The sequence below is a fragment of the Gimesia aquarii genome (assembly GCF_007748175.1).
GTDB lineage: Bacteria > Planctomycetota > Planctomycetia > Planctomycetales > Planctomycetaceae > Gimesia > Gimesia aquarii_A.
Map to the genome: position 1 here is coordinate 206,713 of NZ_CP037422.1, position 20,872 is coordinate 227,584.

General features: G+C 45.0%; 23 protein-coding genes. 11 read left to right on the top strand and 12 right to left on the bottom strand.

Features of this window, described 5'->3' with window-relative positions; all coding sequences use genetic code 11:
• Positions 1-40 precede the first annotated feature (40 nt).
• Positions 41-661, bottom strand: coding sequence for a hypothetical protein (locus V202x_RS00885; RefSeq protein ID WP_145170346.1), 621 nt, complete (start codon positions 659-661; stop codon positions 41-43).
• Positions 662-823: 162 nt separating this feature from the next.
• Between V202x_RS00885 and V202x_RS27310 the strand changes: the two genes are divergently transcribed.
• Genes V202x_RS27310 through V202x_RS00900 form a run of 4 tightly spaced genes read left to right on the top strand, consistent with a single transcriptional unit; the run spans position 824 to position 1,747 of the window.
• Entirely contained in the window at positions 824-997 is a 174-nt protein-coding gene (locus V202x_RS27310; protein WP_197993152.1) for a hypothetical protein, read from the top strand.
• Positions 973-1,239 carry a LexA family transcriptional regulator gene (locus V202x_RS00890; protein ID WP_232099051.1) on the top strand — a complete coding sequence of 89 codons (267 nt, stop codon included), beginning with the start codon at positions 973-975 and terminating at the stop codon, positions 1,237-1,239. The genes V202x_RS27310 and V202x_RS00890 overlap by 25 nt, the downstream gene beginning before the upstream one ends.
• Complete coding sequence (locus V202x_RS00895) at positions 1,236-1,502, top strand: hypothetical protein (protein WP_145170350.1); 267 nt, start codon at positions 1,236-1,238, stop codon at positions 1,500-1,502. The genes V202x_RS00890 and V202x_RS00895 overlap by 4 nt, the downstream gene beginning before the upstream one ends.
• Before the next feature lie 38 nt (positions 1,503-1,540).
• Positions 1,541-1,747, top strand: a complete 207-nt coding sequence (locus tag V202x_RS00900) for a hypothetical protein (RefSeq protein WP_145170353.1) — start codon at positions 1,541-1,543, stop codon at positions 1,745-1,747.
• Between the two features lie 444 nt (positions 1,748-2,191).
• On the opposite strand, the gene V202x_RS00905 is transcribed toward V202x_RS00900, so the two are convergent.
• The 7 genes from V202x_RS00905 to V202x_RS00935 form a co-directional block, all read right to left on the bottom strand.
• The gene (locus V202x_RS00905; RefSeq protein ID WP_145170355.1) at positions 2,192-2,956 is read right to left on the bottom strand and encodes a hypothetical protein; all 765 of its coding nucleotides are present in this window, start codon (positions 2,954-2,956) and stop codon (positions 2,192-2,194) included.
• A 530-nt stretch (positions 2,957-3,486) separates the two neighbouring features.
• Positions 3,487-3,783, bottom strand: coding sequence for a hypothetical protein (locus tag V202x_RS00910; RefSeq protein WP_145170357.1), 297 nt, complete (start codon positions 3,781-3,783; stop codon positions 3,487-3,489).
• A 326-nt stretch (positions 3,784-4,109) separates the two neighbouring features.
• Entirely contained in the window at positions 4,110-4,658 is a 549-nt protein-coding gene (locus V202x_RS00915) for a 2OG-Fe(II) oxygenase (RefSeq protein ID WP_145170359.1), read from the bottom strand.
• A 163-nt stretch (positions 4,659-4,821) separates the two neighbouring features.
• The gene (locus tag V202x_RS00920) at positions 4,822-6,192 is read right to left on the bottom strand and encodes a Gfo/Idh/MocA family protein (protein ID WP_145170361.1); all 1,371 of its coding nucleotides are present in this window, start codon (positions 6,190-6,192) and stop codon (positions 4,822-4,824) included.
• A 136-nt stretch (positions 6,193-6,328) separates the two neighbouring features.
• Positions 6,329-7,486, bottom strand: coding sequence for a hypothetical protein (locus tag V202x_RS00925; protein WP_145170363.1), 1,158 nt, complete (start codon positions 7,484-7,486; stop codon positions 6,329-6,331).
• A gap of 61 nt (positions 7,487-7,547) precedes the next feature.
• On the bottom strand, positions 7,548-8,246 hold the full coding sequence (locus V202x_RS00930) for a hypothetical protein (RefSeq protein WP_145170365.1): 699 nt from the start codon (positions 8,244-8,246) through the stop codon (positions 7,548-7,550).
• Between the two features lie 85 nt (positions 8,247-8,331).
• The gene (locus tag V202x_RS00935) at positions 8,332-8,715 is read right to left on the bottom strand and encodes a LexA family protein (RefSeq protein ID WP_145170367.1); all 384 of its coding nucleotides are present in this window, start codon (positions 8,713-8,715) and stop codon (positions 8,332-8,334) included.
• Between the two features lie 450 nt (positions 8,716-9,165).
• Between V202x_RS00935 and V202x_RS00940 the strand changes: the two genes are divergently transcribed.
• Positions 9,166-12,300, top strand: coding sequence for a PVC-type heme-binding CxxCH protein (locus tag V202x_RS00940; protein ID WP_145170369.1), 3,135 nt, complete (start codon positions 9,166-9,168; stop codon positions 12,298-12,300).
• A gap of 53 nt (positions 12,301-12,353) precedes the next feature.
• Entirely contained in the window at positions 12,354-13,868 is a 1,515-nt protein-coding gene (locus tag V202x_RS00945; protein ID WP_145170371.1) for a sulfatase, read from the top strand.
• Between the two features lie 11 nt (positions 13,869-13,879).
• Here V202x_RS00945 and V202x_RS00950 read toward each other — a convergent pair whose 3' ends face one another.
• The 4 genes from V202x_RS00950 to dprA form a co-directional block, all read right to left on the bottom strand.
• Positions 13,880-14,608: a hypothetical protein gene (locus V202x_RS00950; protein ID WP_145170373.1), complete on the bottom strand. Its 729-nt coding sequence runs from the start codon at positions 14,606-14,608 to the stop codon at positions 13,880-13,882.
• A gap of 29 nt (positions 14,609-14,637) precedes the next feature.
• A complete protein-coding gene (locus tag V202x_RS00955; RefSeq protein WP_145170375.1) occupies positions 14,638-15,462 on the bottom strand; it encodes a ferritin-like domain-containing protein in 825 nt (274 codons plus the stop codon).
• Between the two features lie 15 nt (positions 15,463-15,477).
• Positions 15,478-16,008 carry a class I SAM-dependent methyltransferase gene (locus V202x_RS00960; RefSeq protein ID WP_232098753.1) on the bottom strand — a complete coding sequence of 177 codons (531 nt, stop codon included), beginning with the start codon at positions 16,006-16,008 and terminating at the stop codon, positions 15,478-15,480.
• Between the two features lie 179 nt (positions 16,009-16,187).
• Positions 16,188-17,318 (bottom strand): DNA-processing protein DprA, encoded by a 1,131-nt coding sequence (gene dprA, locus V202x_RS00965; RefSeq protein ID WP_145170379.1) that lies wholly within the window; start codon positions 17,316-17,318, stop codon positions 16,188-16,190.
• Between the two features lie 188 nt (positions 17,319-17,506).
• Between dprA and V202x_RS27315 the strand changes: the two genes are divergently transcribed.
• From V202x_RS27315 to V202x_RS00985, 5 genes are all read left to right on the top strand, one after another.
• On the top strand, positions 17,507-17,653 hold the full coding sequence (locus V202x_RS27315) for a hypothetical protein (protein ID WP_197993153.1): 147 nt from the start codon (positions 17,507-17,509) through the stop codon (positions 17,651-17,653).
• A gap of 12 nt (positions 17,654-17,665) precedes the next feature.
• The gene (locus V202x_RS00970; RefSeq protein WP_145170381.1) at positions 17,666-18,544 is read left to right on the top strand and encodes a sulfite exporter TauE/SafE family protein; all 879 of its coding nucleotides are present in this window, start codon (positions 17,666-17,668) and stop codon (positions 18,542-18,544) included.
• 27 nt (positions 18,545-18,571) lie between these two features.
• Positions 18,572-19,153, top strand: a complete 582-nt coding sequence (locus V202x_RS00975; protein ID WP_145170383.1) for a DJ-1/PfpI family protein — start codon at positions 18,572-18,574, stop codon at positions 19,151-19,153.
• Between the two features lie 31 nt (positions 19,154-19,184).
• Positions 19,185-19,673, top strand: a complete 489-nt coding sequence (locus tag V202x_RS00980; protein ID WP_145170385.1) for a DUF423 domain-containing protein — start codon at positions 19,185-19,187, stop codon at positions 19,671-19,673.
• Positions 19,674-19,750: 77 nt separating this feature from the next.
• Entirely contained in the window at positions 19,751-20,830 is a 1,080-nt protein-coding gene (locus V202x_RS00985; RefSeq protein ID WP_145170387.1) for a dipeptidase, read from the top strand.
• The last annotated feature ends 42 nt before the right edge of the window (positions 20,831-20,872 follow it).

Genomic DNA, 20,872 nt, shown 5'->3' on the forward strand with positions numbered 1-20,872 from the left:
GTGTACAAATCAAGGGTAAAGTGCAATCCAGAGCAGAGATTTATGGCGTATCAAACTTAAAAACCAGGTCTTTGCCGTCTGTTAGTTCATTGCCTACAAGAGTCAGTTTCAACTTCTTGGCATTAGGGGCGATTTCATTAAATTGGAGCATGTCAGTAATAGACTCTCCTGGCTTTATTTCCACGTCTATCGTTTGCTGATCATGCTTACGCCCTCGAACAGGCAATATGTCATACACCTTACCATGTTCATCCTCAACAGTAGAAACACGTATTTTGTATGCCACAGAAGCGTCTGGAGTCCATGATGGATAGAATAGATTTTTATCCTTTTGCAAATTGTCTACCTTGAGCATAACGAGGAGAGGTATCAGTTGTAGATATTTACTAATTCGCTTAGATTTCAGATCAGTAATCTCGATCTTAAACTTGTCATTCTCGTATGTTTTGTTCTCAACATTAATTACACCTTTTGCTTGAGTCGCAGTACTATCAGGTTGTTTTGTTTTTTCATTATTGACTTGAGGATTTTCTACGTTTACTTGTTGACCTTCTGCCTGTTTAGAATTGTCAGTTTTAATTTCTGGCTTCTTATTACAGCCAAGGCCAACCACGATCAATAGTGCTAAGCAATATATAAGTTTTGTGTGTTTGACTTTCATTTTCTCCTCCTAAAGATTGTTATCACCAACGAATTCCATGTTGTTAAGGTATACTGGCATATGTGAACAAATCAAGCCAGAAGTGGAGAATTAGAAAACTGGTTGGTAGAATTTGGAGAATGAGAGATGAATTGTTAGCAGTGTAGTATGGAGAGTTTTGTGATGTCTTTCGAAGGTATTACTTTCTGGGTTCTGATTTTCTTTGCAATTATTGCAGGGGTAATTTTAGAAGTAGTCGTTTCAATAGAAAAGAAACCCTGGAAAGACCTGTTGATCTTTTGTGGAATGCTACTCTTTATTCTCTGGCTTATGTGGATAGAAGGGCAATTTGCTTGAAAAACCTAACCCCCAAACAACAGCAAGTCCTAAGCTATATCGGCGTATTCATCCACAAGCACGGGCAGGCTCCGTCTGTGCGAGAGATTGGCAGACATTTCGGAATCAAGTCAACCAATGGAGTGTGCAATCACTTAAAAGCTCTGGAGCGAAAAGGTAGGCTTATACGGCGCGAGTTCATGTATCATAGCCTTGAGGTGGTAGATAATCTGCGAATGCGGTTAGGCGGGGTGGTGTCGTGATCCATTTTGTAAGTTGTGAGCTCCTGAGAATCGAAGGCGATGATGCTTTCCTCGAAATAAAGTACCGTGTCGATGCCGGGCAAGAAGTCTATCAATATCAGGTAAAGCAGAATTTCTCAGTAGAAGACGGCTGTGTATATATTGGTCCGCCCGAAGTTCTTAATGGCAACCGACCAGGGTGGGCTGAATATGCTTCAGATCACGAACTGATAGGTGATACTCTGCAAGATGACTACGATGAAAAAAGCGGCATGTTTTCATAACTGAACCCGATTGGGACGTTTACAACTACGTGCTCTTAATGTTCAAAGCATGGGAACGCGACGGTTATCGCAAGGACGAGTATTACCAGTGGCTCTGTGAACTCGTAGAAAAGCTCGAAGTTCCACCAGACTCACCAATCCACAAGATCCTATCCACCACCAAAGCACCCACAGATAAGCAGGCTAAGCTAGTAGCTACAGTGTTAGGGAAGCGAGCGGTTGATTTGCATTTTGAGTTGGGGTGATGGTGCTCCAGATTAATTTTACTAAAACACAATGTAGTGGAGGATCATGAACCAAGGCAATAACCCTAAAAAAATTAATAAATAGCAAAGAGCTAAAGTATTTATCAATTTACGACATAAAAATATCGACACCAGAAATGCTGCATACATAGCACTGAATGGTGCAATGAAATGAAGAAAAGCGCTTGTAATATAATTTGCGGTCGAACCATCGAAGTAGAGTCCGATTAAAAACCCAATTAGAACACAAATCATGGGAAGAATAATAGGCGTAATTAAGAACAAATACTTAGCGCTGGCTTGATTGAAAAATATTCTTACGGTCATTTTCTACAACCAAATTTGAGTCTGCAATCCAAAAATAATACCTAAGGCCTATCAATATACTACCAAATATCTACTAGATAAGCCGCCCTAATCAGGGCGGCCTTGTTTATTTGGGAGTCACCATTCTCGTTGTTCTTCGACGAGTTCATAAACATCGTCGATTTTGTATTTCTTTCCAATCTTTTGAAAGAATTCTATCAGCCAATCACGTTCAACCGTGTCAATGCACTCTTCTTCCGCATCCAACCGATTGAGGGTTGTAATACAGTCGGTCACTATTTTTACTGGTTCGATACCGGTGTCCTTTGCGTTACCAAGATCCCTTACTAATGCTTTCAGGATGTCAGCCACCAATGCGGCTTTTGGTTGGTCCAAGGGATCTAAGGAACGGAACTTCTTAATTATACCAGCTGGCGTGAGAGGCTTTTGACGCTTTTGATAGGCTTGCTCTATAGCTTCTATTATATCGATCTCACTTGCTGCATCTGGTCTTGGAACACCATCCCATTGAGCTTGCATGATACGTTGATACAAGATGTATTCCCATTGCGCCATGCTGCCGGGGGCAAGCTGATCTTCTCCTTCTGCTGGTTTGACATTACCGATTTTTTCGAACCCGGGAATAATTGTCATGGGAGTCCAGAATGCTAATGGCTCACTGTCAAATGAGTGATGTGTTAATATTGGGATATCGTAAACTTTCTGATCATCCAACGAGGGTGGATTCGCGTCTAAATACTCCGACCCAACAACCAGCACAGTCACAGGCTTTGCTTTCACGGCAACAACACGGCATGCTGTGAATCCCCAATTACCTAATGAGACTGAAAATACATCACCACATTCAGGCAAACTCTTCAGGCTTCTCGCTTTTTTGCTCACCCCATCTCCTTGCTCATCCATCCGTCAACTCAACTCGTCACAACGTTAATATTAGGAGCCGTTCTGTAGCCTACCAAATCCAACCTTGTGTTCAAACATCGAGTGTAAAAGCGAATCCCCAAAAGTGATGAGTTGCCCCTACATATTAAGGGGTACTGATCATTTTGAGTAAAATGGAGAAAACTTTAAACCATTTACATTGACTATTCGTTCATTGGTTTTAGAGTTGAACAAACAGTTCAATGACTCCATATTTGCCAGGTGGCAGCCGCGTGTGACCCGCTGTAGGTGGTCACTCAGATTTAAAAATCCGTGTTTCTTTTCTTGTCGGTCTGTAGTGAACCCAGGCCTCTAAATCCATGGAAGATTTAACTGTCTCAAGGTACGCGCCGATGTACTCAATCCAAGAAGGTTGAGAGATGACAAGTGAATTTCCTGACATTAAGCTGTTTACAGGGATCGACCCTGAAAATATCTACCATTTCCAGCATTTTTGTCTGCTGAAGGAGCTCAATGAGTTTCGAATCGTTTTAGCAGACGTCTTTCCCTGCAAGTAGAATTTCGGCTACTCTTTTCCATGGGTTTGATTCTTTTAGAGTGAGTGATGAATCACTAATGGATGATCTGGCCCAAGCTGCGGACGAACTCAAATAACTGGCGATATCTTCATGTTCCCATCCTGTAGAATGGTGTATATCCGCCGGTTCAAATAACTCATTCGTGTCTTCGACTTGTTTATCAAAAGAGAGTGCTTCCAGGAATTCAATGAAAGAAACTTCGTCAAACACCATTCCCTGTAAGTATTCTAAATGTCGCGATCCATGCATATTCAGTAACCACTTTATCTATTTCAAAAAGAGATGTATCACTGGAGACACTAAAGCGGTTTAGTATACAAAATAAACAAACGTGTCAAGAGAGGTTTTAATTGTGGCCTTATGGTCGTGTAGATGCAGGTATTGGAAAGAAGATTAGATTTCTGTGATTGAACTATAAGTATTAAGTCTCACTCTCTCTTCAAGACTTGGCTCTCGACTAGATTAAAATCGACTACATGGATCTTGTTGTCGAAATTGTCTTTGTAATGACCTTTATCGTCATATTCGACGTGGATTATCTTTTCTTTCGAAATCGTTCTTTGAGATTGATATATTTATTGCGAGGTTTTGTAAAAAACATCAGTGCGGAGAACATATTTTGTTTCATCGCAAGTTACAGGCTTACCGGTATGCCACAACTCGTGTGCAAATAATAAACAATGGCCTTCTTTTGGCTTTATCTCTAGATCATTTGTTCTAAATGCCGTCTCTCCACCTTCTAAAATTGTGTTTAAATATACGATCATTGTATAACGCGATTCAAATCCTTGATGTCGTTTTATTCCATCTTTATGCATGTTGAACTTCTGTTGTCCACTATAACGATAGAAGCGAATAAAGGGGCTTAAACCGACTGCTTTACCCAGCTCTGTCTCAGGCAACTGATAATGTTTCAGCTTTTCCCATAAGTCGTCCGCAGTATTCTGTGACTCAATATCTGCGCGTTCGTTGGTTCGAATTTCCTTGATTTGTTTTCGAACCCCATGTACATCAACATCAGCTGCTTGATAGCCGAGATACTCGCTGTATTCGATGTAATTAATGCATTCTTCAGAAGTCAAAAAATTTTCAATCACCAGGATATTTTTTGCAATTTCTAGCATGAGTTGATGACAATTGAGCCTAATAATTTAAGCTTAGACTTCGCAAAAAAATCGTGTGCTCATAGTTTTAGTTTGACGCTTCTACGCTCAAGGATGTGGTAATCATCGTTGTCTTATTGATTACGAATTGTTTGAGCATCAATAAAAGTTCTTTCGATCCTCTCTAAATCAATTTCCAACCTTTGCGGTATTCGCGGCGGATATATTGATCGGATTCAGGAGCATTCGTCGCGCGCATGGCTTGAGTATCCCAGTGTAGCTTTTTACCAGTCCGATAGGCCACGTTACCAAGGTGGTTGGCTTCCGTTAACAGACCTGCATACTCGAAGTTGCACGTAGTAGGTTCGCCTGTTTTGCTGGCGTGAATCCACTCGGCGTGATGTCCCAATGACTTGGGAATCGAAGGCGCTGGAGGAGTGAAGTCGGCGAATTCTTTTTCTGGCAGTAAAACATGTTTTCGGTAATCAGAAAGCAGCATGCCTTTCTCACCGACAAACAGTACGCCGTTGGCCCACTGAGGAATTTTCTTTTCCTGCCAGAACTTTGGTTTATTGGTACCTTGATACCAGCCGACCGTCACGGGGGGCAAATCACCGCGTTGTCCGTATTCATAAACTGCTTGCATCGATGCTGGCGCGATTTCTTTTTGAATCGGAGGCCCTTCCGCTTCGATGGTGAGGGGATAATCCAGCTTTAAGGCCCAGAAGGGTAAGTCGATCCAATGGCTGCCTAAGTCAGACATTGTTCCATTTCCAAAATCCCACCAACGGTACCATTTCGGCCCCGGGAAATAAATGTTGTTAAAGGGACGTTCTGGCGCGGGGCCTAACCAGAGATCCCAGTCGACTCCTTTAGGCACAGGATCAGAATGACTCGGACGTTTGGGAGAGTACACAATATCATTGGCTGCTTTCGCTTCTGCTTCTGAAGGATGCCAGCCCCAGGCACGGGAAACCCAGACGTGAGCTTCCTGTACGGGACCAATGGCCCCTGATTGAACGAGTTCGACCACTCGACGATAATTGTCACCCGCATGAATTTGTGTGCCCATCTGCGTTGCGACATTTGCTTTCCGGGCTGCTTCCCGAATCACGCGGGCTTCCCAAACACTATGTGTTAATGGTTTTTCACAATAGACATGTTTCTTCAATTGAAGCGCCGGTAGTGTGGCGAATGCATGCGTATGTTCGCAAGTACTGACGACAACCGCGTCAAATTTCTCAGGATGGTCGAAGACCTTACGGAAGTCCTTGACTTTTTCTGCCTTGGGATGGCTCTGTCCAGCGCGGAACAGGTTCTGTTCGTTAACATCACAGAGCACGGTAATATTTTCAGAAGAGACAGATCTCAAATTACTGCCGCCACGGCCTCCGGAACCGATTATGGCGATATTCAGTTTTTCATTTAGATTCCTGCCACGAACAAAGGCAGGAGCACCGAAGCCAATCGCGGCAGCAGAGGCGGAAGCAGCCAAAAATTTTCTGCGATTCAAAGAAGAATGAGTTTTGTCTGTTTTATTTGTTTTGTCTTGCACAGTGCGCCTCCGCTCCTGAAGGAGAATTAAGTTGCATCAAGTGATGATTCTACATCATCAACTATGGCAAGATTGGAAGGGCTTGGCAAGACAAAATGGATGACTCCTGCAAAATCTTAGCTTATCCCAGGCTCCTTTAATCGTCAGGTGTACTACAACATTGAGCGCAAAGCTCCGCATGACTGTCTTTCTCCAGAAGATAATGAGAATGGCATTCGCTACAGACAGATAACTGTCCTGGATACTCTTCAAGCAGATTTAGATAATCTAAAATCTGGCTCTCAATCTCGACCACGCCGATGATTCCCTGGCTGAGATAAATGACTTCATTGAGTAATGCCGCTGTTTCAGAGGGATAGGCCATCTGTTGCTGGTCTGGCTGTCTGCTTCCACGTGAGAGTTGGCCTGTCTTCGCATTCCTAATGACCGACCAGAGATGTCCAGCACGCCAGCGACCATCACTGCTTTGTTGTAGATACACTTCAACCCGATTTGTCTGTGATGGTGTAACAGGAATACTAATGAGTTGAATCGGCGCATCTAAATCAGCTGCCAGTGATATGCGTTGATTTTCCTGAATTGTGAGAGAGGGCGAGACGTCAGTTGTAGATTCTGATTTCGATTCTATAGTTTGCAACAGTTCTTCTTTCTGTGCAGAAACAGCACTTGTGTCTGTCGTAGAACGAATCGATTCGCTTAATTGACGAATTAGTAGAGATTGTTGTTTGATAAATGCTTTTCTTTGTCTTTTCGTTTGTTTCAATTTATGACGCAGCTCTTTCAGTGAGTGTTCTGTCTGGTTCAATTGTGGAGACAGTCGTACTAACTGCTGATGTATCTCTGAGATTGCTGATTGTTGTTCTCCTGTTTCAGAATTCGGACTATTTTCGTTCTCGAATTCGAGGGATTCGCCATGGTGCCAATGACAGTAAGCTTTTCGCCAAAGGCGCCAGGCAATGGTGTCAAATAGATAAGGATTGTTTGTAATAGAGTTTTCCGCTTCATAGGCATTGATGGCTTGTTCAACAATGATTTCTTGAGGCTCAGCCGACATTTCTCCACTCATTTCAAGTAATTCATTTTCCATAAACTCCGGCAGACTGGCGAACTCGGCTTGGTAAGTTTCGTCCGCATCTACACCCTTATTAATCCAGTCTTGCAGTTGGCGCTGTTGATTTATGGATAGTTGCGCCACACGGTCTTGACTGAATTCGATGCCCCATTCGGCGAGTTGGCCACTAATGGTTCGGTGTGTATTGGAATGAAGTTTCGATTGTTCTGTTTGATTTTGCATAGACCTAAAATCCTTGTATATTTGAAGTAATAGGTAATAAATTTGACTTAAACACTCAACGTCAACACTGCGATTGACAGTGAACTGCGTAAGTGGCATTTCCCTGCATGCAGTGCTTTAATGAGAGCTGAGCTTCTTCGGTCAAAATAGAAACTGGCAGATAATCGCCGAGAATTTCAATTGATACTTCATTGGGGAACAGTGACTCTGATTTCTGGACAGACATTGATCCAAAAGGAGCATGAATCACGTCTTTCGTGGTTGCACTTTCCAACTCCATTAAAGTTTGTTGTTCTACAAATTTCAGATCTTTCCAGGCTTCTTCCGCCATAGACAAAGGTACTTGAGATTCAATTGTTGAATTATATAGCGATTCCAGAGATTCTATGGTTTGCCGCCAACCAGTGATGGCCGCTTCAAAAGATTGAGCCATCGAAAGACAGACTTCTGCCTCTTCTAAGTCTCCTTTTAATTTCTCTAGTTTTAATTTCTCCTGGTTTATTTTTTTATTTAAATTGCTGAGTTCATTTTCTTTGTCGCGCACACTCTGAGTACATTGAGCAACGTCCGTTGTCGCTTCGGCAGAGGTGAGTCCTTCATATTCGTCTTCAATTGTTAATAGGTCGCGATAACTTTTTTTTATCATACTCGGAAATTCTAGTTGTGATGTTTCAGAAGGGATTTCAGCTTCCGAACTGTCTTCCAAGTTGGAAAATGGCAATACATGTTGCTTTTCATTGCTTTCAGGTGTGCGATCCATTTCTTGTGTTTCCGCTTTTCTGGTGAGTCAATTTTTAAATTTACGTTTTCGAATTGAGTGCACTTTCGATTTCGTGAATTTCCTCTCATATGTCTTTGCGTATTTCTCCCATCGTATCGGGAGCGATCACTTCGAGTGTCACACTTCTGTCTTGTGCGTTGACACAGCCGACGTAGATATCGCCTAAACAAGCTGCTTCACCGGGGGTGAGTGTAAGCAACTGAGTGATGGGTTCCGTAATCAGGGTGATGCCTCTTGAAAGATAATGATCTCGTTTGATCCACCCCTTACGTTCCAATGCTCTTAGATGACACATGACGCCATTCGAAGATCGGATTCCGAACTGTTCGCCAATTTCCCGAACGGTGGGAGAAAGGCGTTGTTCGATAATTTCCTGTTTAATGAATGAGTAGATTGCCTCTTGTTTTTCTGTCAAATTTTGTCTGGTTGGTGTTTCTGTTGTTTTCATTTCTTTTGTCTCCGTAAAGTAGTGACCGATGTGCGTTACATGGGAATTATAACGGTGAAAACGTGCTCTCTTTTTTTCAGAAGTGGTCTTAAAACAGTGAAAAGAGGAATGCCGCTGCATGCCGACAATTGCCGATTTTTCGTGACATATTCCGCTGATTCGCTCCAGGAAAAGATGTAAAAATTTTCTTTTTTTTACGCGCGACAATCACATCTCAACACGACATGGAAAAACTCGTTGATTGTGTGCTGGTCGAATTGTTCTTGTAGAATCAAGAAGCGAAGCTTTTGAATTTCATAGGACAAACTTCAGGTCAGGAAATCGTGAAATCTGTGATTTGCCGTTTGTGAACTTTATTTACTTTGTTTACAATGTAAGATTCTCAGGCTCCGACGGCCTATTTGCTGTGGTCATACGAACTTTTTATTCCTTCCTGTAAAGGTACTTGCCGTGAATCACCAACCGCCTCGCATTTCCTCTTTTGGTTGCTCGATTGTCTACTTGCTTTTGTGTATTTTTCATGTTGAGTTTGCCCAAGCCGAAGATCTTCCACGTGTTCCCAAAGGCTTCAGTATCGATCGCGTGACTAATAGTGAGCTAACCAAATACCCGATGATGGGTGGATTCGATGATCGAGGTCGCTTATTCATTGCCGAAAGTTCAGGAGAAAACACACGCGCTCCTCAATTGATGAAGGAGCCCAAAAGTTTTATCCGCATGTTAGAAGATCAAGACGGCGATGGTCGGTTTGATAAAAGCACTATTTTTGCAGACAAGATGACGCTTCCGATGGGGGCGTTGTGGCATGATGGTTCTTTGTATGTTGCGAGTCCTCCTAATATCTGGCGTTTAACAGATCACGATGATGATGGAGTGGCTGATGAGCGAAAAATTATCGTGGATCATTTTGGGTTTTCCGGAAATGCCGCCAGTATCCATGGTTGCTTTCGTGGTCCGGAGGGGCGCCTTTACTGGTGTGATGGACGACATGGTCACGAGTTTAAGGACAAATCAGGAAAGGTGACTAGCAAGGGTCTGGCGGCTCGGATCTTCTCATGTAAGCCCGATGGTTCGGACATTGAAGTCTTCTGTGGTGGCGGCATGGATAACCCGGTCGAAATTGATTTCACACCGGAAGGTGAAATGATTGGTTCGGTGAATATCTTAATGACGCGGCCGCGCGTAGATTGTCTGGTTCACTGGATGGAAGGGGGCGTGTACCCTCACTTCGAAGATTGTGTCGCGGAATTTAAACGAACTGGCGATTTACTGGGGCCGATTACACGCTTTGGCCATGTTGCTGTCTCTGGTATGTTGTGTTATCGGTCCTCACAGTTTGGTTCTGAGTACCAAGGCAATATTTTTACGACCATTTTCAACACGCATAAGATGATTCGTTCTCAATTAGTGCGCAACGGTGCGACATTTGAAACCAAGGAAGAAGATTTCCTGGTTTCAGAGAATCCTGACTTTCATCCCACCGATGTAATTGAAGACGCCGATGGCAGTTTGCTTGTGATTGATACCGGCGGGTGGTTTCGGATTGGATGCCCACAGTCTCAGATCTCCAAGCCGGAGATTCATGGTGCCATTTATCGGATTCGTAAAACAGATACGCCGACGTTATCAGATCCGTATGGTTTAGCCTTGGACTGGAAAGGGCTCTCCCCGAATCGTTTAATACAGCTTTTGAATGATTCCCGTCCTGTTGTTCAACAAAAGGCGATTCATGAGTTAGCCAAAGCAGGTGATCTTGTGGTGCCTTTGCTTGGCAAAGTCGTTGCTGCTCCCTCCGGTTCATTTTACAACGATACCAGTAAACGAAACGCAATCTGGACACTTTCACGCATCGCTAGTAAAAAAGCGCGCACAGCAATTCAGGGGGGACTCAAATCTTCTGAGACAGTGCAAATGACAGCCGCGCGGTGCTTAGGGACACTACGCGACACGAATTCCATTGCACAATTATCGCGAATTGTTAAAGAAGGGAAGCCCCCCGCGCAACGTACTACGGCGACTGCTTTAGGACGCATTTGTGAAGCGGGTCGAAATGTCTCTACTTCAGAACGTGATTTACAAACTGTGGTAGAATCACTGTTCCATGCAATGAAAACAGGGGCTCCTGATCGTACATTGGAGCACGCATTGATTTTCGCCATGATTCGCATCGACCAGCGTGATCTGATGTTGGCGGGTTTGAACGATTCCAGTCCTGCTGTGCGCCGGGCTGCTTTGGTTGCTTTAGATCAGATGGATTCAGGGAATCTGACGCGCGAATTAGTGACGCCTTTATTAGATACGGATGATCCCGCACTCCAGAAAGAAGCGTTGACGATTATCGGTGAACACGACGGTTGGGCCGGTGAAACTCTCACATTATTAAAAACATGGTTGAATGAAGAGAGCCTGAGTGAAGAACGGGCCGCCGTGCTGAGAGGTTTTTTGATCGCCCAGTCGTCTGACCCAAATGTTCAAGCATTGATTGCACAAGCATTGACCAGTGATGAAACTTCGCAGTCAGCGAAGAGTATTTTATTAGAAGTGATTCAACGTTCTTCGTTGAAAGAATTTCCTGTTATCTGGCGAACCGCGTTAGAACAGACGTTGAAAAAATCGAACCCTGAATTACAAATTCTGGTCGTTCGAATTGCCCAGACTCATGATTTACCTGATTTGAATGAACTATTAAAATCGCTGGCTCTAGATAAGAAGCAGCCTGCCAACTTGCGGATTGAATCCTTATCAGCCATCAGCTCAGATTTAAAGAAAGTCGATCAAGAGACATTTGATTTTTTGATGTCGCGGATGAATGAAGAGTATCCACCGCTGGATCGCTTGTCGGCAGCGCGGGCACTCGCGGGGTTACCACATTCCGAAGATCAACTGATCCAATTATCCAAAGAGTTAGATGCACCAGGGCCTCTCGCTTTACCAGTGTTGTTGAGATCATATTCAAAAAGTAACGATTCACAAGTAGGGCACGCTTTAATCAAAGGTCTCAATCGTTCCTCTGCAGCGACAAATTTATCTGCTGATGAGTTAGCGGGATTATTGAAAAAATATCCTGAATCCGTCCAGAAAGCCGCGGCACCGTTGTTGAAAAAACTGGGAGTTGACTTGGCACAACAGAAAGCACACTTGGAATCACTCAAGCCATTATTAACCGAAGGTCGGCTTGAAGAGGGGAAAAAGATTTTCTTTGGTAAGAAAGCGGCCTGTTCAGGCTGTCATGCTGTAGAGAATCTGGGGGGTAAGGTGGGACCCGATTTGACTCGCATTGGCGCAATTCGTACAGGAACCGATTTACTGGAAGCCATCGCACTGCCGAGTGCCAGTTTTGCCCGTGGGTATCGATCCTATCTGGTAGTAACGGATGCGGGAAAAATCTACACTGGCGTAATTAGCCGTGAATCGACAGACACGGTTTACCTGAGAACAGCCGATTTATCAGAAGTACGTATCGCCCGAGATGAGATCGAGGTGATGAAAGAATCACCTACGTCCATCATGCCGAAGGGTCTTGAGCAACGATTGACTCCCCAGGAAATCCGGGATTTGCTTGCTTACCTTCAACACCGTAAGTAAAGTAGAGTGAGAGGATCATTCTGAATTTCACTCACCGAGTTAAGGTTTGCGCTATGCTTGCTGCTCACAATGTTTTACGTTTAACGTTCATTTTCTTATTATCGATCGCGTTATTTTTACCTTCTTCTGAAACTCAGGCTGCAGAAAAAAAACAGCGCCCCAATATTCTGTTTGCGATAGCCGACGACTGGGGTTGGCCGCATGCGGGCGCCTATGGTGACCCCGTTGTCAAAACACCGAACTTTGATCGTCTGGCACGGGAGGGTGTTTTGTTTCAGCATGCTTATATTTCATCCCCTTCCTGTACTCCCTCACGGGGGGCGATCCTAACGGGTAAATATCATTGGCAGCTGGAAGCAGGAGCGAATCTGCATTGCATTTTTCCGGACAAGTTTCAAACGTATCCTGAAATTTTAAAGGAGCACGGTTATACCGTCGGACATACAGGAAAAGCTTGGGGGCCGGGGCGAACAGAAACTCGCGGCAGAGAAATTGCAGGGAAACGATTTAAAAACTTTCAGGACTTTCTGAAACAACAAGAAGAGGGAACTCCTTTTTGCTTCTGGTTAGGCAGTGGCGATCCTCATCGCCCTTATGAACTCGGATCGGGAGCAAAAAGCGGGATGGATCTTTCCAAGATCAAGTTACCAGCCTGTTTTCCTGATGCACCTGAAGTTCGCAGTGATGTGGCCGACTATTATTGGGAAGTACAACGCTTTGACAAACTGGTGGGAGATGCACTTGCATTGTTAGAGCAAAAAGGCGAACTGGATAACACAATCATTTTTATGACCGGCGATCATGGTATGCCTTTCCCACGTAGTAAAAGTTGCCTCTATGATACCGGAGCAAGGGTTCCTCTGGCCGCCCGTTGGCCTGCTAAAATTCAAGCGGGACGGAAGGTGACTGATTTTGTCAGCCTGATTGACCTGGCTCCTACTTTTTTTGAGGCTGCCGGAGTTGCTATTCCTGCTGATATCACGGGTCGCAGCTTGACGAATGTTCTATCAGATTCAAAATCGGGCCGAGTGGATACCAGTCGAGGACAGATTTATTTTGGAAAAGAACGGCATGTGCCTTCGCAGGAAGCTCCCGATATGGGTGGTTATCCCTGTCGGGCGATTCGCACAGATGATTTTCTCTATATCCATAATTATCGACCTGATCGCTGGCCCGCCGGAACGCCGCATTACCAAAAGGCGACTTTCCCGGGAACCTGGTATGGTGATTGTGACAATGGGCCGACTAAGACATACATGATTAAGAACAAAGATAAAGATGAGAATCATCGCCGACTCTATGAGCTATCCTTTGGCAAATTACCCGCTGAAGAATTATATGATTTACGGAGTGACCCGGACCAATTGAATAATGTTGCTCAGGGAGCCATGTACCAAACCATTAAACGAAAGCTTGCTGAAAAATTGCAAAAGCAACTCATAGCCACACATGATCCGCGCGCGATGGGGCAGGGGGCTGAACTGGAAAAGCACCCCTATTTAGGTGGTGGTCCTAAACATCCGAGTCTGGAAGTTAAAAGAAAAAAACGAGCCAAGAAGAAACAGTAAAATTAAACTCGCTATATTTCGTCTTGAAGCCATGATTGCAATTTAAATTGTATTGAACTCAACTCTTTTGACTTAGCTGTTATATGAAGAGCAGTGCCACCAGCAGAGCGGAATGCGATACAGTTTTCTTCTGTGTCATCCAGCAACAACGCGTTTTGAAAGTCAAGTGACCTTTTATGCAACCAATCTCCAAAAAAACGCATCGGTTTTTCTCTTTTGAGGACGCCCAGCTTACTAGAGCAGAGCACGTCATCGAATAGTTTGACCGTTGATGCGAATGTCGGAAGTGCCTCTTTAAAAACAGGGTTTAATTTGTGGCGACTCGTTCTTCGGCACTTAACGCGTTGAATCTGCTCAAAGAAGCAATCCATATTATCAGTTGCGAGTACTATCAAGGCTCCATTTTGTGCTTCCTGTAGAATCTTGTGCATACGCGCGTCTGAATGCATCAGTCGGCAGTCATCGACGAGCCTACGGGCTAAGTAATCGGAGTGAAATCGCTTATCTAGTACGATTTCCATTGAATCAATAACTTTGTTTGCCTTGACATTACCCCGCATCCAATCGTGGATGAGCCCCTCATTTTGTGTAAATAAACATTTGACAGCACCAGATAGTTGTTGGTGAAGGGGATGTTGTGGATTTTGTAGAATCGAAATCCAAAACGGATCACGTGACAGAACACCATGCCAATCGACGAAGACCACCTTGTTCCACAGCGGCAACAAACGATGACTCAATATATTATCTCCTGTCTTTCGCTCTGTTATTAATCCAGGCTTTTGGGCTTCTGGTTGGGTGGCACATCCGTTTGGGCTGACTGGTAGAGTTGCTCGATGAATTCATCGCTCATGCCTGTTTGCTTGCGTCCTTCACGGTTAAACGTATCTCCTACTGAAAGGGCAGCACGTACCGGCCAGTGCAGGTGTTGTTCGTAGGTTTCCCAGTCCGAGAGATGATCGGGTTTCAACTGGCGGAGCCAATGCAGGCCGAAAGCGACATGTTGAATTTCGTCGTGATAGACCACCTTCATTAATGCGGCACTGCGCTGGTCTCCTGCATCGAGAAAGTATTGTTCGAATTCGAGAGTATGATCGAGATTACGTCCTTCAAACGTGAGGGGCAGTCCTGCTAAATAGTCAAGAATACTTTCGTAGCTAAGCGCTTTTTTCCAGATATAACAATTCACAGGCAAGCTGCCGAACTCCAGTCCCAGTACAGAAGCGCGTTCTTTATGCATGCGGGTATGGCGTTGTTCGTCAGCCATGATTTTACACATCCCCAGACGAAAATCAGCTGGAGCATCGGGGAACGCACACAAAATATATGCCATCACTTCCAAGGCTTGCAGTTCATGATTCGCCATAATGTGATGCGCGAGTGCCCGTTTTTCCTGCTCGACAAACGCAGACGGTTTTGGCATGGCAGGCGCAGTGCGGGGAGCTGCAAACTGTAAATTTGCAGGACGCGTTGGTTCTTTAATCTGCAGGGGTTTGCCCGGTTGTTGGTCTGTGAATATTTCTGTGGCGGCAGTCAGTTTTTCTTCGAGTGACTCGCTGAGTAGTATTCGTTCGGCAAATTTACGAATTTCCATAATGGTTTTGGTTCGCTAATGGGGATTACAGTGTGCTCGAAAGAGAGCGACGCAGCCAATGACTTCGAGTTCTACATCAGTATAACGGCTGGAAAGCTGAGATTGTAACGCATCCAGATTATCAGAGGCATTGCTGAAGATCTGCTTTTGATTGTAAACGTGCATTAAACGTTTGGCGACGAAGCTCCTGGGCACTCCCGCTTGTAATATAGTAGAGCCGGATATCGTAGCTCCCGGATTTAACCAGGGGGCAAGATGATCAAACAATGTGGCTTTCGTTTCGAGATTTCCGGGTAGACAATGCAGGAGATAGTTCAGACTAACCGAATCAAATTTCTGTGATTGTTCTGGTAGCGGTTGTAAAATATCGGCTTGATACACTTCGGGTGTATAACGGCTCGCTCTTTTGGCCGTCACTTCCAAACTGTTCGAGTTTAAATCGAGTATGCCAAGTCTGACATCAGTAGCGGGAAAGGTGCAATGCTCCAGATAAAAACCGGTTCCGACCCCCACATCTAGATGATTGGCGGTGAGGCTCTGGTTCATCCAATGTAAGATTTTTTTTGTTCTACATTTCCAGATCAAGGAGTTAGAAATACCAAGTACCCACAAATCGTAAAAAGATAAAACTTTTTTTGAGTAAACGGCTTGGCCCGCGATACTTTTGTCAGAGGCAGTGTTCATTTTGATGGCAAATTATTTTTGGTTGTTTTTTCAGAGACTGATTAGCTTGTGGCTCTCACCAGGAATCCTCCTGGCAGTCGTTTGACAACCTTTCGCATTTCCAGAATCGTAAGTGTGGAAAGGATGCGTGAGGAGTCCAGATGGCTTGATTGTACAATATCGTTTAAATGCTGTGGCTCAAGAGTGACAAGATTTAAGATGTTTTGTTCAAAATCACTCAATGACAGTTCACGGGGAGTATGAATTTCTCGGTGTTGTGTTGTGACTACGGGCGCCATCAGAGGACCGAGCCCTTCCAGAATATCTTCGATATCGCGCACGAGCATTGCTCCGTCGCGAATCAGATCATGGCAGCCTGCACTCGCAGGGTGGTCAATGCGACCAGGAACTGCAAACACATCGCGACCTTGTTCATAAGCATGTCGTGCGGTGTGAAGTGCGCCGCTTTTACGACCTGCTTCAATGAGAACAACACCCATTGAGAGACCGCTGATGATGCGATTGCGTTGTGGAAACAGACCGGCAACCGGAGCCTGATCGAGGGGGAACTCTGTAACCAGCGCGCCCTGGTTGGCAACTTTCTCTGATAATTCCTGATGTTCAAGAGGGTAAATATGGGAGAGCCCGGTTGCCATCACGGCAATTGTTCGCCCACCAGCTTTGAGGGCACCCCTGTGCGCGGCCTGATCGATTCCTCGCGCAAGTCCACTCACAACGGTGATACCGGCACGTGCCAGCGCGCCTGCGAGTTTTTCTGCCTGTTGTAATCCATAAGTCGTGCATTTTCGAGATCCGACAATGGCAACGGCTAACTCGTCTTCTGGTAGCAGAGTCCCGTTACAGTACAGCAGCGATGGTGGGTCGGGCATTTCTTTTAACAGAGAAGGATAATTCTGTGTTTCTTCAGTGAGGATCTGAAATTCTGATTCTCGACAGCGTTTTAGTTCCTCCTCGGCACTGGATTTGGCAGAACGATAGATGATGGCGTTTGCCAGTTTGGTTCCGACACCGGGTACATTGAGAAGCTCCTGCCGAGGCGCATTCAAGATGCGAGAGGCCGAACCAAATTGTTCCATTAAAGCATGCCGAATGCGCGGACCAACCCCCTGAATCAGATTCAGTTGAATCTGTTCGAGAAGTCTTTGATCCGATTCTGGGAGCCTTTCATCCATCTTCACAAGTACCTCTGAGCACAATATCAAATTCGTAATTCACGAACGTACATGTTCTCATAATGGTTGTGAAAAAACAACTAAGATCGATACCAATCTCAGTGATGCTGGTGCTCACGCTTGACAGCAACCGTGTTCAGGCTCTAAACACGAAACACAACATCTAAAACTCTGCAAAGGTCAAGTGTATGCTGGACAAGTTATTTTTTATTTTCGCCTGCATCATCATCCCCGTTCTCTGGGGAGTGATCGTCAATTGGATTTTTAACCAATGGCGTGATCGCTCCGATGATCGATCAGATGATGATTACATTTTCCCCGACTATCAAATCTGAGGCGAATTGAGTATGGGCTTCGGATTGATCGATTTTTTTGCGATTTCTTTAGCGGGAGGCCTGATTGGTTTCCTGGCAGGAATGTTCGGTGTTGGTGGCGGATTTCTATTAGTTCCCATCTTACATATTGTATTAGGGATTCCCATGGAATTAGCAGTGGGTGCCAGTGTCTGTCAGGTCTTGGGGCCGGCAACCACCTCGTTACTGGCACGAAAAATACGATTCCGTGACTTATTTTTCCCACTGGTGATTACCGGGGGTTTATTATTTGGTGTCATAGCGGGAACAGGAATTCTGGAACATGCGAAAGAGTTGGCCCCAATCGGTGTCAATGGAAAAACAATCCGCATGGCCGATTTAGTTGTATTAGTTGCGTATTTTGTGATGTTGCTGGGGCTGGGAATCATTTCTCTGAAAAGTGCCCGTCGTTCCGATGACGAAATTTCTGGAGCGCTTTTGAAAAAATACTTTCAGATTCCTCCCCTAGTACTATTTCCGGGATTATTTGACGGAAAACTTTCGATTCCCCTCATTGCCTGGTTTGGACTCGGACTGGGTTTGGTTTCCGGGTTATTAGGAATTAGTGGTGGGATCCTGTTGATGCCGACGTTGATTTTCGGGTTTGGAATTCCCACACATCGTGCGATCTCCTGTAGCCTGGTGATTGTGTGGATTGTGGCATTTCAGTCGACGATCGCGCATGCCTGGCATGGGAATATCAGCATCATCATCGTAATCGCGCTACTTGTGGGGGGTACCGTGGGGGCACGTTTAGGCTCAGATTTGAATGCTCGACTCAAAGGCTTGCAGTTAAGACGACAGTTTGGCTGGTTATTACTGTCAGTGGCTTTTATGATTGGGGCGCGTCTGGTCTTTCTGTTGGCTGGATGAAAAACATAATAACAGGGAGAATATTCAATGGCTGATAAATCAATTTTGTTTCTCACAGGTGATTTTGTAGAGGACTATGAAATCATGGTTCCTTTTCAAGCACTACAGATGGTCGGTTATCAAGTTGACGTAGTTTGTCCTGATAAAAAAGCAGGAGAAATCATTCGGACGGCGGTTCATGATTTCGAAGGCGATCAGACCTATACTGAAAAACCGGGACACAATTTTGTATTGAACACTTCATTTGCTGAGATCAATCCCGATGATTATGCAGGACTTTTGATTCCCGGTGGCAGGGCTCCTGAATATATTCGTCTCAATGAACGTGTTTTGGAGATCACACGTCATTTTTCAGAAGCCGGTAAACCGATTGCCGCCATTTGTCACGGTTTACAACTCCTGGCGGCTGCAGGTGCTCTTAAAGGCAAAAGTTGTACGGCGTATCCTGCCTGCTCATCAGAAGTGAATCTTTCAGGGGGAACTTATGTGGAGACGTCAATTGATGGTGTTCACACCGATGGGAATTTAGTAACAGCGCCGGCATGGCCTGCGCACCCGCAGTGGTTAGCTGCCTTTTTAGATGTACTGGGAACCAAAATCGAACTTTAGTTTTTGATGATCCGAATACGAGGAAATACTGATGTCTTGTTGTCCTTTCAACTGGTCTATGATCGGGGCGGTTCTAGCTGGGTTGGCTGTGATTCTGGGAGCGTTTGCCGCTCATGGAATCGACGGTTATTTCGCTGAGAAATACCATGGTCAGGTTAAGTCCATCGCTGGAAGCGAAGTTCCAGCGGCTCAGAAGTATCTGAAAGACTTTAAAACTGGCGCAGAGTATCAAATGTATCATGCATTGGCTTTGATTCTGGTCGGTTTTGCGGGACTCACTTCGCAGAAGAAAAAATTATTGAACTGTGCAGGCTGGTGTTTTCTCCTGGGGATCATTTTTTTCTCAGGCAGTCTTTACGTTTTAACTCTGAGCGGTCAAACTTTCTGGGGAGCGATTGCTCCGATTGGCGGTACACTTTTCATTGTTGGTTGGTTTACGTTTGCGGCAGGAATCTGTTGTTGTGGCGGTGATTCCAACTCTGAAGTTCTCAGCGCGCCCGAAACTCCTTCCTCAACGTGATGCCAGCTATGCTGGTTTTTATTTAATCAACTGATTCTCAGGAATCAGCCCCACCTTACTTCAGGAATGATTTACTCATGCTGATTTTTGATGCACACCTCGATATGGCCTGGAACGCATGCGAATGGAATCGGGACCTGGAATTACCAGTCAGTGAAATTCGCAAGTTCGAAAGGCAGTTTGAAAATATTATCCCTGGAGAAGCCACCGTTTCCTGGCATGCGTTGAGAAAAGGGGGAGTGAGTGTCACCATTTCTACGCTACTGCCGCGGCTACATCGTAAAGATGCTGCTTTGACCCATTACCAGTCAAGAGAAGCTGCCTATGGTGTGGCAATGGGACAATTGGCCTATTACCGGGCGATGATAGAAGCAGGTGTGTTGAGAGAAATTTCTGACAGTAATACTTTACAGAGCCACGTTGCTGAATGGGAAGCAAACGAAGCCGATGCACGTGCGGAAGGGAGTACGATTCCGATCGGTTTTATTTTGAGTATGGAAGGCTCACCGCCGATTCTGTCTCCCGAGCAAATTGAACATTGGTTTGATGCAGGACTGCGTATCTTGGGGCCCGCGCATTATGGTCCGGCACCTTATTGCTATGGAACGGGCAGTGAAGGAGGGCTCAAAGAACAAGGGCCGGCTTTATTGAAAGAGATGGATCGGGTTGGGATGCTGTTAGATGTGACTCATTTGGCAGATCAATCTTTCTGGGAAGCATTGGAGATTTATCAAGGCCCTGTTCTCGCCAGCCACCACAATTGTCGGGCTCTCGTCGATGCAGACCGCCAATTGACTGATGAGCAAATCAAAGCACTCATTGAACGTGGCGCAGTCATTGGTTGTGCCTTTGATAACTGGATGATTAAGCCAGGCTGGACGATAGGTGTTTCTGATCCAGCAACGACTTCTGTGGAAGATATTGCCAATCATACCGATCACATCTGTCAGCTCGCCGGGAATGCGAAACATTGTGGTTTGGGAACAGACCTTGATGGCGGCTTTGGTAAGGAACAAACGCCTCACGATTTAGATACTATTGCCGATCTGGAAATGTACGCAGGGATTCTGGAGAAACGTGGTTATCGCCAGGAAGACATCAAAGGCATTATGTCCCAGAATTTTATTGACTTCTTTCTGAGAGCGCTGCCAGCATAATCAAAATATGATCTGATTATAAATTGCCAAGTCGAAAACGTT